The sequence below is a fragment of the Kluyvera sp. CHPC 1.2972 genome (assembly GCF_036759925.1).
GTDB lineage: Bacteria > Pseudomonadota > Gammaproteobacteria > Enterobacterales > Enterobacteriaceae > Kluyvera.
Genome location: NZ_JAPKIB010000007.1, coordinates 88,817 through 102,492, shown reverse-complemented (window position 1 = coordinate 102,492; position 13,676 = coordinate 88,817). Strand labels below are relative to the sequence as shown.

Genomic DNA, 13,676 nt, shown 5'->3' with positions numbered 1-13,676 from the left:
TAACATTTTGACCTCTCTTAATTTTTTAAGACTTCAAGAATATCCTGACTATGAATTAATTCACTGCCATCGGCTCCTGCCACCTCAAGCCACTGGCCATCATTCATATTTTCAATGCATTCCACCTGACGCCCATCTTTAATTAAAAGTTTATCGCCGGGTTTAACTTCATATAAATTAATCATAATGTTAGAAGAACGTCGTAAGGTTTTTAACTAATAAAACATTCTGATCCAGAATGATTTCTCGCTTTAATATCTGATAACCATTATCCGTCACCACCAGCGTGTCATAGCGTTTACCCGCGAGGGTATTGACCTCATATTCCACCCGATTTAAATACATCAGGATATTACAACTGGTGGTAATCAGGCACTGCCCTTGTTCATTGATTGTTTGGTCAAGAACCCGCACATTTGTAATAAAGTGAGTGGTTCGTGACAGCGGTTCTTCCGCGTAGTGTACCCCCGTCAGAATCTGCTCTACTCGCTTAGTCAGCGTCCATTTCCCTTCATCGAACCAGCTAATATCGTCACCCTGAACGGTATTTTCTCTGGCCGCGTGCTGGCCAAACTTCACGTTGCGACGCATTGGCATAAAATAGACGATGTCTTCATGTAATAGGTCGAGCCACTGCTGGAATTGGCGTTCATCAATCAGGCTGGCTTCAGTGTAAAAGAACTCCGCAATTTCAGGCGTAAGCTGTAAACGTTCGTTCATGTTCATACGTTGACTCCTGGAGGGGTTGACGATCCCTGATGGAAGAAACAGCCAATATCAATAATCGTCCCGCTGATAGCGGTAGCGTCATCGGAAATCAGAAAGCGGATAGCTGCCATCATGTCTTCACCATTGACCGGGCGCCCCGCTACACTGCCGATATATTTCTGCGCCACACCTGCGCCATAGTCGTTATTACGTCCCTGCGTAATGCCGCCAGCGATGCCGCCGCCACCGGGAATCACCATGTTCACGCGAATATGGCCGGCAAAGTAATCCAGCGCCATCGACGCATTAAAGGCCGTTAAGCCCCCCTTACTCACGCCGTAGGCCAGCATGTTGGCCTTACCCCAACCAGCCCCCGAACCCACATTAACGATGCTGCCGCCATTCTGTTGACGCAGGTGCGGAATCACTGCCCTGGCCAGCAAATACGGGCCTTTCAGATTCACCGCAATAACGCGATCCCATAATTCCGGGTCGGTATCCATCGCTTTGCCTAGTGGGCCAATCGCCGCGTTATTCACTACCGCGTCAATTTTGCCGAAACGATCAATCGTCGCGCTGACCACCGCCGCAATATCCTGCTCATTGGTGACATCCGCCTCGAGCACCAGCAGCGGCAGCCTTTCCACCTCTGCCAACGTACGCAGAGCCGAAATACTGTTCTTAGCAATGCTGGCAGGCTGTTTTGAATCCAGGCCAAACGCCACAACCTCATACCCCGAGCGGGCCAGTCCTAGCGCAATATCTTTTCCCAGGCCAAAAGTGCCGCCAGAAATTACGACCGTTTTCGCCATTATGTTGTCTCCCGCTGAAACGCCGGATCGTCAAGACCGCTCAGTACATTCCAGTTCGCGCCCTGCATATAATCATTCCAGCGACGATAGAAACCACGCGCCATATGTTCAGTCACCGAGGTGCTGACATCGCCTTTAATCACAATGCCGTTGACGGTAGGATTCAACTGCGTCTTATTCAGCGACTGCTGATAGTTGAACGGATACCGTTTCGAGATGGTGCCGCCGCAGGCTTTCGTGGCGTATAGCCAGTTCTCCATATCATCCTGCTCGGTCATCCCGGCCGGCCCGGAGTAGCGCATATAGTAGTGGCGAAGGAAATCCTTCACTTTTTTCGGCGCGTCGGCATCAACAAGGAAGAAGCGCCAGCCTTCGGTTTCCGTTGAGCTATGTGGATGCCAGACGCACAGACTGCGCGGCTGCGTGCCGTGGAATGAGGTGTTCGGGAAAATAGTGCCGACAAACGGCCGTAAACGATAATCGTCACCTTTCGCCGCCTTACGTTTTTCAAAGCAGGAACGGAAATACTCTTCAATTTCCGGGTCGTTTTTAAACTGCTCAACGTATTCCTGCCCCTCGGGCATGACCGCAGAATGGATGCCGTGGCCGTGCGGGAAGCTAACCCACACATGCTTTGAGAACTCCAGCTCATTATCCCGACGCCCTTTAACGCCTTGCTCTGCCGATGGGCCAATGCCGATCAGGTCAACTGAACGGTGGCTCGGGTTGTGATAGGTATCGCCAAGAAAGTTTTCCGCCGCATATTTCCAATTGGCCGGGAAAATCCATTTATGCACCCCCACTACCTCTGAACCACCTGGACGGCCGTCGCGGCAGTCGAGCGCCAGATCGAGGTGCGTTACCGCATCGCCCAAATAGTCGAGTAACTCTGGTGCCTGCGCGTCCCAGGTTGCCCACACGGTGCCTTTATAAACAGCCAATTTAGCCACTTCAATTAATGACCACTCTTTTTTATCAAAACAGTCGCCATAAATATCTTTCTGCATCGGCACGCCGCGTAATTGACCATCGGTCGAAAATGTCCAGCTATGATACGGGCAGGTAAACAGGGCGGTATTTCCCGACTCATAACGACACACTTTCATCCCACGATGCCGACAGGAGTTCAGAAATACATGAATATCACCGGCCTTATCACGCACCAGAATAACCGGCTCCTCACCCATTCTGGAGGAGAAAAAATCGCCAGGGTTCGGGATTTGACTTTCATGGCCGATAAACAACCAGGCGCGTGAAAATACGTTCTCAAGCTCGCGTTTATATATTTGTTGATCGGAGAATATTTTTCTGTCGACGACGCCTAACTCGTTATCAATGTACTTATCCTGCGTAGTGATAATCGTCATAATTTTACCTGTATGTTCCAAAACCAGAGGTTGCATTCACCTGATGAAGCCATGCCGCGAATAACCACAAAGTTCATATCGATATTCATTGTGTCGATGATGCCTTTCAGCAAATACGGCCCTACAAGACAAATCGAGTCTATGTTTTCTGGCAAAATTTTGTCAACATGTTTACATAAATGCAAAATCAGCAAAAAAACAACCAAAAAGCCATTCAATATGAACAAGTTGCTAAACAATCAACTGAACAACAAGTAATTAATATGTTGCATTTTTGTGATCAACCTCCAGAAAGCGCGGTTACCCTTCTTGTCATGTAGGATTCTCTCACGTTAAATAAATCAACATGTTTACAACACGGAAATTAAAAATGGCAAAGGTAACGTTTATCGAACCCGACGGCACGCAGAAAACCCTTGAGGCCGTCAACGGCCATTCATTGATGGATGCAGCAGTCAGAAATGGAGTAAAAGGTATTCAGGCAGAATGTGGTGGCGCATGTTCCTGTGCAACCTGCCATGGCTATATTGAAAATAACTGGATTGAAAAAGTTGGCTTAGCAGAAGGCGATGAGTTGGATATGTTGGAATTTGCTTCCGACGTACAACAAAATTCGCGTTTATGCTGCCAGGTAAAAATAACGGCAGATTTGGAAGGCATTGTTATTCGCTTACCAGAAACACAAGGCATGTAGTATTCATAAGCCATAATAAAAATAATGTTATTTACAAATACACTTTGTATATCAATATGAAGACGGCACAGTACTGACGGCAATAATTAAATACTTTATCCAGCCAGGAAACGAGCGCTGTTCCCTCTCACCCTACATTATTTTAAGTGCAGACTATGAACAATACTGAGACGCTAGACCAACGTTTATACGCTGAATCTGATTTTGTCTGGAAAAAAGCACTGTACCGCGTCATGCCAATCTTATTTTTGGCCTATTTATTCGCAAATCTGGATCGCGTGAACATCGGTTTTGCGAAAGCCCAGATGAGCGCCGATCTCGGGTTCAGCGAAACCATTTATGGGTTTGGTGCGGGTTTACTGTTTATCTCTTATTCATTGTTTGGCGTACCCAGCAACCTGGCGTTACAGCGCTTTGGCTCACGGCGATGGGTCGCGATTTTGATGCTCGCCTGGGGAAGCTTATCCACCTGCATGTTTATGGTGACAGGCCCCACCGAGTTTTACATTCTGCGCTTTTGCCTGGGGGCAGCAGAGGCGGGCTTCACGCCGGGTATTATGTATTTCATTAGCAAAAACTTCCCCTCCCATTTCCGTGGTCGGGTCACCGCTATCTTCGCCCTTGCAGTCCCGTTCTCCGGTATCGTCGGCGGCCCGCTCTCCGGCTGGATTATCGTTGGACTGCATGACTATTTAAATATGAATGGCTGGCAGTGGATGTTCCTGATTGAAGGTATTCCGGTAATACTACTGGGGTTTGTGGTGCTGGCAGCGCTGCCGGATCATATTTCACAAGCAAAGTGGCTGGATAGCCATGAAAAACGCTATGTCATTGCGTCGCTGGCGGAAAAAGAAGAGACAAAAAAGAGCACATCGAACGTCAATATTCTGTTCAATAAGTACATCTGGATGCTGGTAGCCATCTATTTCTGTGTGCGACTGGCGGTGAATACCGCCTCATTCTGGATGCCAACTTTCATCCACAGCAGCGGTATCAAAAATGATGCCATGGTCGGCGTGCTCACTGCGGTTCCCTATATTTTTGGCGCGATCTTCATGTACTACCTGGCCCGCTCTTCCGATTTCAAAAATGAGCGGCGCTGGCACCTGATTATTCCACTGGTGATGTCGTCCATCGGGATGCTGATCGCTGGGGCTTTTGATACCAATTTGTGGATGGTGATGTTTGCACTCACCCTACTGGGGATGGGAGCAACCACCGCGCTATCCATGTTCTGGCTACTGCCGCCGCAGTTCCTCTCTACGGGGGTGCTAGCAGCAGGTCTCGGGCTTATCAGCTCATTTGGCAGTATCGCCTCGTTCCTCGCGCCGCTGCTGATTGGCTGGATCCGCGACACCACCCACAGCTCGTCGCTGGCGCTGTATATCCTGAGCGCGGCGATATTTATTGGCGCAGTGCTGGTGTTCTATACACCAAAGCCGAAAGAGTGAAAGATTTCCGGGATTGATCATACTTGTCCGGCCTACAAATCAGCACTGATTCGTAGGCCGGACAAGGTGGTGTCAGTCAGACTACCCCAATATCTCCCGCATCACCGGCCCAATCGCCTCAAACGCCGCAGGCGTAATGATGTCGACGTGTGCACAATCCTGATGGTAAATCTCCAGCTCGCCCACCCACGGCCCCCAGGCCGCCTGCGGATCCGCCTGACGGGTTTTCTCGGCAACGAACAGCGTCGCTTTGCCATCAAACCTCGCGCTATGCGCGGTAGTCAGCAGGCGCACGGCGTCGGCGTAGTTGCCTTCAATGGCGCTAAACAATTCGCTGGAGCCTTGCCCCTGCTGGGCGGCAATAAATGCTTCGCGCTCGCGGTCAATCTCCGCTAACACCGCAGGATCGAGACCATTCGCCTCTTTTTCCGCCCAGTTCTGCGTTTCCGGCGGCCAGGTATCCAGCAGGCCGAGGAACGCCACCGTTTCACCGCGCTGACGTAAACGCGCCGCGATACCCTGCGCCAGCGTACCGCCGAGCGAATAGCCGAACAGGTAATACGGCCCGTGCGGTTGCTGGGCGAGCAGCGTCGCCAGATGATGTTCGCACACCTCGTCCAGCGTCGCGGCGCTCTGCATTGGCCCTTCCGGGCGCGGCGACTGAATGCCGGTAATCGACCAGCGCGGCGACAGATAGCGCGAGAGCACGCTGAACTGCCAGGCAAAGCCAGACGCCGGATGGAAGCAGAACAGCGTTGGGCCATCGCCGGTGCGCAGCGGCAGCAGCGGCTCATAGCCCAGACGCTGTGCCTGTTCGTCATCGCTGTTCTCCAGCAGTGCACTGAGCTGGCCGACGGTCGATGACACCATCACCTGGCCCGGCGTCACCTTGCGCCCGGTTTGCTGGCTCAGCATGGCTGCCAGGCGCATGGCGAGAAGCGAATGACCGCCGAGGGCAAAGAAATCAGCGTCCACATCCTGAATATCGCAGCCAAGCAGTTGGCTAAACGCCGCAGCAACCTGCAGTTCAGTTGCCGTTTGCGGTGCGCGGCCGCTCGTTTTCTGCGTCAGCGACGGCAGCGGCAGCGCTTTACGATCCAGCTTGCCGTTGGCGCTCAGCGGCAGTGCGCTCAGCTGTAACAGCACCACTGGCACCATGTGCGGCGGTAGCTGTTGGCGAAGCTGCGCCAGCAGGGCTTCGGTGTCGAGCGGCAGGCCGGAAATCGACACCACATAGCCTACCAATTGGCGCGCATCGCCGCCGGTGGCTGCCGCCTGGTTGATCACGCAGGCGTGCGTCACCGCCTGTTCCACGTCCGGCAGGCTCTGCATCACCCGGTCAATTTCGCCAAGCTCAATGCGCTGACCGCGAATTTTGAGCTGATCGTCGCTGCGACCGAGGTATTCCACCGCACCGTTATCCAGCCAACGCGCGACGTCACCGGTACGGTACATGCGTTCGCCGGGAGCAAACGGGTCGGCAATAAAACGGCTGGCGGTGAGATCCGGTCTGCCCAGATAGCCCTGCGCCAGTTGAATACCGGTGAGGTAGAGATCGCCCGCTACGCCAAACGGCACCGGACGCATCATGGCGTCGAGGATACGCAGGCCGGTATTCCACACCGGGAAGCCAATCGGCACGCTGTTGCCGGACACCGCCGCCAGCGCTTCGCCGTAGGCCGGGTACCAGCTCACGTCTACCGCCGCTTCCGTTGGCCCATAGAGGTTGTGCAGCGGCACGTGGGTGAGCACTTCCCACTCACGGCATAGCGCGGTCGGCAGCGCTTCACCGCTGCAGAACACCCGCTGTAGCGAGCAGCAATTGTCTACCGTTTCCGGCGTCAGCGACGCCACAAACGCCGCCAGCATCGACGGCACGAAATGGGTGGTGGTGATGCCATAATCGGCAAAGAAGCGCTGCATCGCCAACGGGTCGCGGTGCGCTTCCGGCTCGGCCATCACCAGGCTCGCGCCGGTGATAAACGGCCACCAGAACTCCCACACCGAGACGTCAAAACTGCACGGCGTTTTCTGCGCCACCACGTCATCGGCGGTCAGCGGATAGTGGTCTTGCATCCACAGCAGACGGTTAACGATGGCCTCATGGCCGACCATCACCCCTTTCGGGCGGCCGGTCGAGCCTGAGGTGAAGATGATATAGGCCGTCTGTTCCGGCGTTGCCAGCGCGAGCGGTTGGTCGTCCCTCGCCGCCAGCGGTGCGCTCAGACACAGACTGTCGATATTGGGGAAACGGTGCAACTGGTCAGCCGCGGTAATCAACAGCGTCGGTCGCGCGTCTTCCAGCATCATCTGCAAGCGGTCGTCCGGATAGCCGGTATCCAGCGGCAGCCAGGCCGCACCGGCCTCAACGATAGCGTGCAGCACCAGCGTCAGGAACACCGAACGCGGCAGTGCGACGGCGACGCTATCACCGGGCTTCACCCCACGTTCGCGCAGCACGTTTGCCAGCGCGATTACCTGCCGGCGCATCTCGCGGTAGGTGAAGCGATAGTTCGCATCCACCAGCGCTACGGCATCTGGCGTTTTCGCCGCCTGCTCGGCCACCAACGAACTGAGCGTGGCGCGCGGCAGGGATTTTTCAGTCGCGTTGATCTGCGCCAGACGCTGATATTCGTCATCCGACAGCAGTTCCGCATCGGCACACATCAGTGCAGGATTATCGGCGAACTGCTGCAAAAGTGAGGTTAAACGAGCAATATGCTGTTGCAACGTTGCTTCGTCATAGCGCTGCTGGTTAGCCAGAATTTCCAGCGACAGCCCGCCCTCTTCATCGGGGAACAGCGCCAGCTCCAGGTCGTTTACCGGCCCGGTGGCTAGGGTATGCGTTATCGCCTCAACGTCGGCGAAACCGAGGCGATAGTCAAACATCTTGACGTTAAATACCGGGCCAAACAGCGCTTCATCACCCGCCGCCTTTCCGGCATCACGCACAATCTTTTCTGCATCGTAGCGCTGATGGCGGCGCATCTTTTTCAGTTGCCCGGAGAGGCGAGTAGCCAGTTCCGGCAAGGTTTCCTGACCGTTCAGCGTCACGCCCAGCGGCAGCACGTTCAGCACCGGGCCGGTGGCCGTCAGGGCGGCAGAGCCCATACGGCGCATAAAGATAAATCCGGCGGCGTAGTCGCTGCGACCGCACAGACGACCGAGCCAAAGCGCCACCAGCGCCAGCGCTAGATCGGCAGGCTGGCATTGCGGCGCAGAGGCGGTTAGTCGAGAAAACGCCCGGCGGTTGGCGGTGAGTTTCAAACGCCAGATAGCGGTGCTTTGCGCACGACCCGGCAGCGGCGCAGAGGAGAGCGAGGCCGGAGACGGCAAGGCTTTGCGTTGCTCGGCCCAAAAGGCTTTATCTCGCTGAAACGCCTCGCTATCACGGTAGCGTTGATATTCGTCCACCACGTCGGCAAACGGTGTGAATGCCGGTTCCGGTAGCGTCTCGCCGGTAACCAGCGCCTGATAAATCAGGCTTATCTGGCGGGCAATCGCCGGGAAGCTGAAACCGTCCACCAGCAGATGGTGATAGCGCTGATACCAGAACCAGCGGTTGTCGCCCACGCGGAAAAGCTGATGGCAATAGAGTGGGTTGCCGCTATCGACGCGGCTATTTTGCGAGAGATCATGCTGCATCAGAGCTAGCGCCGCCTGCTGCGGGTCAGACTCACCGCGCAGGTCGTGGCATGCCGGTTCGGCAATCGCCATACTTTCATCCAGCCACTGCCAGATTTCGCCGTTCTCTTCACTAAAGCGCATGCGCAGCGTGTCGGCCTGGTTCAGGCCCATCACGATAGCGCGCGCCAGCAGGTCGCCGTTAATGTCCCCGTTTAGCTCAACGTAGTGCGCCACGCTCCAGGCATTCGGCAACATCGACAGGGCTTCCGCCATCCAGATGCCCGGCTGGGCGGCAATCAGCGGTAAACGCGGGCTCATGAGCGGCCTCCGCTGACGGAGAAATGGTCAGGATAAATCGTCGTCCAGTTTTGGGTGAGCCAGGCGTTGCACGCCTCAAGCGGCTGCGGTTCGCAGACCACCGTCCAGCCCGCTGGCAGCGAACACTGCTGGGGCCAGAGGCTAAACTGCTGGTGAGGGTTTTGCAGAAGGTAAAACTGCCCTTGCGCCACGTCGAAGGGGTTACTGACTTGCATACCAAACTCCTGTCGTTAATCGCGCGTTGCCGTCTGGGGGTTCCAGAGCGTTATCAGCCCGGCGGTCAGCCCGCCGCGCCAGCAAAGCGCATCATGTCCGCCATCAACCTGATGCCAGAAAATCGGCTGCTGTGTGCGCTGTAACTGCGCCAAAAGCGCCTGATTGGCGCGAAAAATTATCGGTTCACGGATGCCCGCTTCCAGCACAATCCGCAACCCCAGTGGGTTCAACGCACCGCTTTCAAGCTGCTGTAAGATCACCCCGGTCTGCTGCCCGCCTCGGTGTGGCCACCAGTACGACCCCGACTGGCTCAGCACGCAGCCAAAACGTTCCGGCCAGTGCAGCCCGGCGTACAGCGCGGAGAGGCCGCCGAAGCTCTGCCCGGCCACTATCGTCCGATCGGCGCGGTCGCTGAAAGGCACCATCGCCTGTACCTGCGGCAGCAGTTCCTGCTGCACCGCCAGCCAAAAATCCGCATTGCAGGGCAGCTCGACGCTGCGGTGCGCGTTATCAATCACGTCAATCAGCAGATAGACCGCGGGAGGCAGTTTTTTCGCCGTGGTCAGTGAGGTCAGCGCAGGCCATACCGGCATGCTTTCGGCCCAGAACTGGCCGTCGAGCAGCACCGCCAGCGGCCTGTCGGTTTCGTTGGCGTCGCCGGTGGTAAAAATCCACACCCGGCGCTGGTTGCCCAACCGTTCACTGCGCCAGGTAATGCACTGCGGTTCGGGCCAGGCTGTCGCTCGGTCAGACCAGCCGGGCTGTTCCGGGGCCTGCGGCATTTCCAGTGCGGACACCGCATGGCCGCGCCCGCCCTTCCAGCTTTGCGGGTTCAGCGGGTCGGAGATGGCCTTCGGTAACAGCTTGCGCCAACCTTCGCGCAGCTGCTGGCGGTCCGGCTCGGCGGCGGTGAACAGGTCGGGGGAAAAGTCGTCATCGCGCACGCTCGGCGCAAAGCAGTAACTGCCGCGCCAGGTAGGTGGCAACGTGGTCGTCCAGCGCCAGACGTCGGTATCAGGAATACGTTCGAGGGTCTGCGGGGCAGAGTTGTGGTGGTGATCGGTGACGCCGGTAATGTAAATCCACACCCGGCGAACGGACGATGAACGCTCACTGCCTGCGGGGTCGCGCCACCAGAACGTGACGCGATAATTATCGCCAACTCGTTCATATTGCGGGCCTTTTATCGCATCCCACCACGCGTCACTTCCTGTTGTTAACTTCTCCACCACGTTAACCCCATGTTTATTGTGGAATTTATTGTTACAGCTTAAAATTTATTGATAATATTATTGATAACTATTTGCATTTGCAATAGCGTATTGCCGCGCACTTTCCCATGCTTCTGGCATACAACCTTGCCGCGTCTCCCCTTTTGGGAATGGATCACGACGGGACGTTGGCGACGAAAAGCAGGACACACAATGAATAATAAAATCAAATCCCTGGCCTTCCTGGTCAACCTGGGTATTTATGGCGTTGCTTCTCCGGCTTTTGCCGCCGAGACTACCAGCAATAAGGACGCCGACGGTGAAACCATGGTCGTGACCGCTGCCGAGCAGAACCTGCAGGCACCGGGCGTATCGACCATCACCGCCGACGAAATTCGTAAGCGCCCACCCGCGCGCGACGTCTCCGAAATCATCCGCACCATGCCGGGCGTAAACCTGACCGGTAACTCCACCAGCGGCCAGCGCGGGAACAACCGCCAGATCGATATTCGCGGTATGGGCCCGGAAAACACCCTGATTCTGATCGACGGTAAGCCGGTGACCAGCCGTAACTCGGTACGTCAAGGCTGGCGCGGCGAGCGTGATACCCGCGGTGATACCGGCTGGGTTCCGCCAGAGATGATTGAACGCATTGAAGTCCTGCGTGGCCCCGCGGCAGCCCGTTACGGTAACGGCGCGGCAGGCGGCGTGGTGAATATCATCACCAAGAAAAGCAGCAACGAGTGGCACGGTTCCTGGAACACCTATTTCAACGCCCCAGAGCACAAAGAAGAAGGCTCGACTAAGCGTACCAATTTCAGCCTGACCGGGCCGCTGGGCGACGCGTTCAGCTTCCGTCTCTTCGGTAACCTGGATAAAACCCAGGCCGATGCCTGGGACATCAACGATGGTCACCAGTCAACGCGTACCGGTGCTTACGCGGATACGATGCCTGCCGGTCGTGAAGGCGTTGAGAATAAAGATATTAACGGTCAGGTACGTTGGGACTTCGCGCCAATGCAGTCGCTGGAATTCGAAGCGGGCTACAGCCGTCAGGGTAACCTGTACGCGGGCGATACCCAGAACACCAACAACGATAACGACACCAGCAAGGGCGGCAAAGGTTTGGTGAAAAAATACTACGGGAAAGAAACTAACCGTATGTATCGCCAGAACTATGCACTGACCTGGAACGGTGGCTGGGATAGCGGCATCACCACCAGCAACTGGGCGCAATATGAACATACCCGTAACTCCCGTCTGGGCGAAGGGTTGGCCGGTGGGCTGGAAGGGCTGTTTAACAGCAACCAGTTCAGCGATACGGATCTGGCTGATGTGACACTGCACAGCGAAATCAACATTCCGTTCGATTTTGTTGTTAATCAGAACCTGACGCTGGGTACCGAATGGAACCAGCAGCGTATGAAGGACTCCAGCTCCAATACGCAGACCTTTATGGGCGGCAACATCCCTGGCTACAACAGCACCGACCGCAGCCCGTATTCCCAGGCTGAGATCTTCTCGCTGTTCGCTGAAGACAACATGGAAGTGACTGATAGCACCATGTTGACCCCGGCGCTGCGCTTCGATCACCATAGCGTCGTGGGGGACAACTGGAGCCCGTCACTGAACCTGTCTCAGGGCTTGGGCGATGACTTCACGCTGAAAATGGGCATTGCCCGCGCCTATAAAGCACCGAGCCTGTATCAGCTCAACCCGAACTACATTCTGTACAGCAAAGGCCAGGGTTGCTACGCCACCGGCGCGGCTACCGGCATCGGCTGTTACATGATGGGTAACGATGACCTGAAGGCCGAGACCAGCATCAACAAAGAGATTGGTCTGGAATTCAAACATGAAGGCTGGCTGGCGGGCGTGACCTGGTTCCGTAACGATTACCGCAACAAGATTGAAGCGGGTACCGTGCCGCTAAGCAGAACGTCAATCACCAAAGGTACAACCACCACCTACACCGATATCTACCAGTGGGAAAACATTCCTAAAGCGGTGGTTGAAGGGCTGGAAGGGACGCTGAACGTTCCGGTAAGCGAGACGGTGAGCTGGACTAACAACATCACCTACATGCTGCAGAGTAAAAACAAAGAGACCGGCGAACGTCTGTCAATCATTCCAGAGTACACGCTGAACTCTACCCTGAGCTGGCAGGTTCGTCAGGATGTGTCGCTGCAGTCAACCTTCACCTGGTACGGCAAACAACAGCCTAAGAAGTACGATTACCAGGGCAAACCGGTTACTGGCTCATCAGCGACCGTGGCTAGCCCGTACAGCATTCTCGGCCTGAGTGCGACCTGGGACGTCAACAAAAACCTCAGCCTGACCGGCGGTGTGGACAACGTCTTCGACAAACGCCTGTGGCGTGAAGGCAACGCCCAGACCGTGAGTGACACCAAAACCGGTGACTACATGGCCGGTGCAGGTGCCTACACCTACAACGAGCCAGGCCGTACCTGGTACATGAGCATCAACACGCATTTCTGATAGCTCACTCACTATCCCCCGCCCTCTTTCGAGAGGGCGTCGGGAGGATGAATGCAAACCACTCATTACCCACTCGCCTTCCCTCACCACACCCTGCACGGCGTCGATTTTGATGCGACGACGCTGCGACCGGCCGATCTTCTCTGGCTGCCCTATCCTGCTCTGCTCAACCGCTACGGACACAAGCGTCAGGCCGAACACCTTGCGGGGCGTATCGCCGCCGTCCATGCGCTGCGAGAAGTGGGTGAAAAACACGTACCGCATCCCGGCGACAAAGGCCAACCGCTGTGGCCTGCGCCGTGGTTTGGCAGCATCAGCCACTGTGACAATACCGCGCTGGCGGTCGTCTCCCACGAACCCGTAGGCGTGGATATTGAGCGGCTTTTCGATTGCCGTCTGGCGCAGGAGCTTGAAAACAGCGTGATAACCCCGGCAGAGCGCCTTGTCATTGCTTGTTGTGATTTGGCCTTTGAGCTGGCCCTCACCGTCGTGTTCTCGGCAAAAGAGAGCGTGTTTAAGGCTTTTTCTCACAACGCGTTGGATTTCCCCGGTTTTTTCAGCGCGCAGCTCGTCAATATGAACGCTAGCGCCCTGACGCTGCGCCTGACGGCCAGCTTCGCACCGAAGCTTGAAAATAAACTTATCTTAATCAAATGGTTAAAAATAAACGACCGGATTATCACCTGTACCGCCCCCGCCAACGAAGCGTGATCCTTTTCTCCTTTTAAGAAATTAGCTGTGCAAACAGTAGACAGTTTCATCGCTCAGCCTTA

At 55.6% G+C, this 13,676-nt stretch carries 11 protein-coding genes; 4 read left to right on the top strand and 7 right to left on the bottom strand.

The genetic code is table 11. The features are described 5' to 3' along the window. Positions 1–17: 17 nt before the first annotated feature. The 4 genes from V6944_RS13245 to V6944_RS13230 are packed head-to-tail and all read right to left on the bottom strand — an operon-like array spanning position 18 to position 2,887. Positions 18–185: a hypothetical protein gene (locus tag V6944_RS13245; RefSeq protein ID WP_333499299.1), complete on the bottom strand. Its 168-nt coding sequence runs from the start codon at positions 183–185 to the stop codon at positions 18–20. 4 nt (positions 186–189) lie between these two features. Beyond that, a complete protein-coding gene (locus V6944_RS13240) occupies positions 190–726 on the bottom strand; it encodes a 3-phenylpropionate/cinnamic acid dioxygenase subunit beta (protein ID WP_333499298.1) in 537 nt (178 codons plus the stop codon). Then, entirely contained in the window at positions 723–1,520 is a 798-nt protein-coding gene (locus tag V6944_RS13235) for an SDR family NAD(P)-dependent oxidoreductase (protein ID WP_333499297.1), read from the bottom strand. Before V6944_RS13235 ends, V6944_RS13240 begins: the two co-directional genes overlap by 4 nt. Next, entirely contained in the window at positions 1,520–2,887 is a 1,368-nt protein-coding gene (locus tag V6944_RS13230; protein WP_333499296.1) for an aromatic ring-hydroxylating oxygenase subunit alpha, read from the bottom strand. Before V6944_RS13230 ends, V6944_RS13235 begins: the two co-directional genes overlap by 1 nt. A gap of 370 nt (positions 2,888–3,257) precedes the next feature. Here V6944_RS13230 and V6944_RS13225 point away from each other — a divergent pair, with 370 nt between their 5' ends. After that, on the top strand, positions 3,258–3,581 hold the full coding sequence (locus tag V6944_RS13225; protein ID WP_333499295.1) for a 2Fe-2S iron-sulfur cluster-binding protein: 324 nt from the start codon (positions 3,258–3,260) through the stop codon (positions 3,579–3,581). A 155-nt stretch (positions 3,582–3,736) separates the two neighbouring features. Beyond that, positions 3,737–5,032 (top strand): MFS transporter, encoded by a 1,296-nt coding sequence (locus V6944_RS13220; protein ID WP_333499294.1) that lies wholly within the window; start codon positions 3,737–3,739, stop codon positions 5,030–5,032. A gap of 81 nt (positions 5,033–5,113) precedes the next feature. On the opposite strand, the gene entF is transcribed toward V6944_RS13220, so the two are convergent. From entF to fes, 3 genes are read right to left on the bottom strand one after another with little or no spacing between them, the layout of a single operon-like run. Then, entirely contained in the window at positions 5,114–8,977 is a 3,864-nt protein-coding gene (gene entF / locus V6944_RS13215; protein WP_333499293.1) for an enterobactin non-ribosomal peptide synthetase EntF, read from the bottom strand. Beyond that, positions 8,974–9,192, bottom strand: a complete 219-nt coding sequence (locus V6944_RS13210; protein WP_333499292.1) for an MbtH family protein — start codon at positions 9,190–9,192, stop codon at positions 8,974–8,976. Before V6944_RS13210 ends, entF begins: the two co-directional genes overlap by 4 nt. A 15-nt stretch (positions 9,193–9,207) precedes the next feature. Beyond that, positions 9,208–10,422: an enterochelin esterase gene (gene fes / locus V6944_RS13205; RefSeq protein ID WP_333499368.1), complete on the bottom strand. Its 1,215-nt coding sequence runs from the start codon at positions 10,420–10,422 to the stop codon at positions 9,208–9,210. Positions 10,423–10,617: 195 nt separating this feature from the next. Here fes and V6944_RS13200 point away from each other — a divergent pair, with 195 nt between their 5' ends. Together V6944_RS13200 and entD are read left to right on the top strand one after the other, a co-directional pair. Continuing rightward, positions 10,618–12,903, top strand: a complete 2,286-nt coding sequence (locus tag V6944_RS13200; RefSeq protein WP_333499291.1) for a TonB-dependent siderophore receptor — start codon at positions 10,618–10,620, stop codon at positions 12,901–12,903. Between the two features lie 51 nt (positions 12,904–12,954). Beyond that, positions 12,955–13,614 (top strand): enterobactin synthase subunit EntD, encoded by a 660-nt coding sequence (entD, locus tag V6944_RS13195; RefSeq protein WP_333499290.1) that lies wholly within the window; start codon positions 12,955–12,957, stop codon positions 13,612–13,614. The last annotated feature ends 62 nt before the right edge of the window (positions 13,615–13,676 follow it).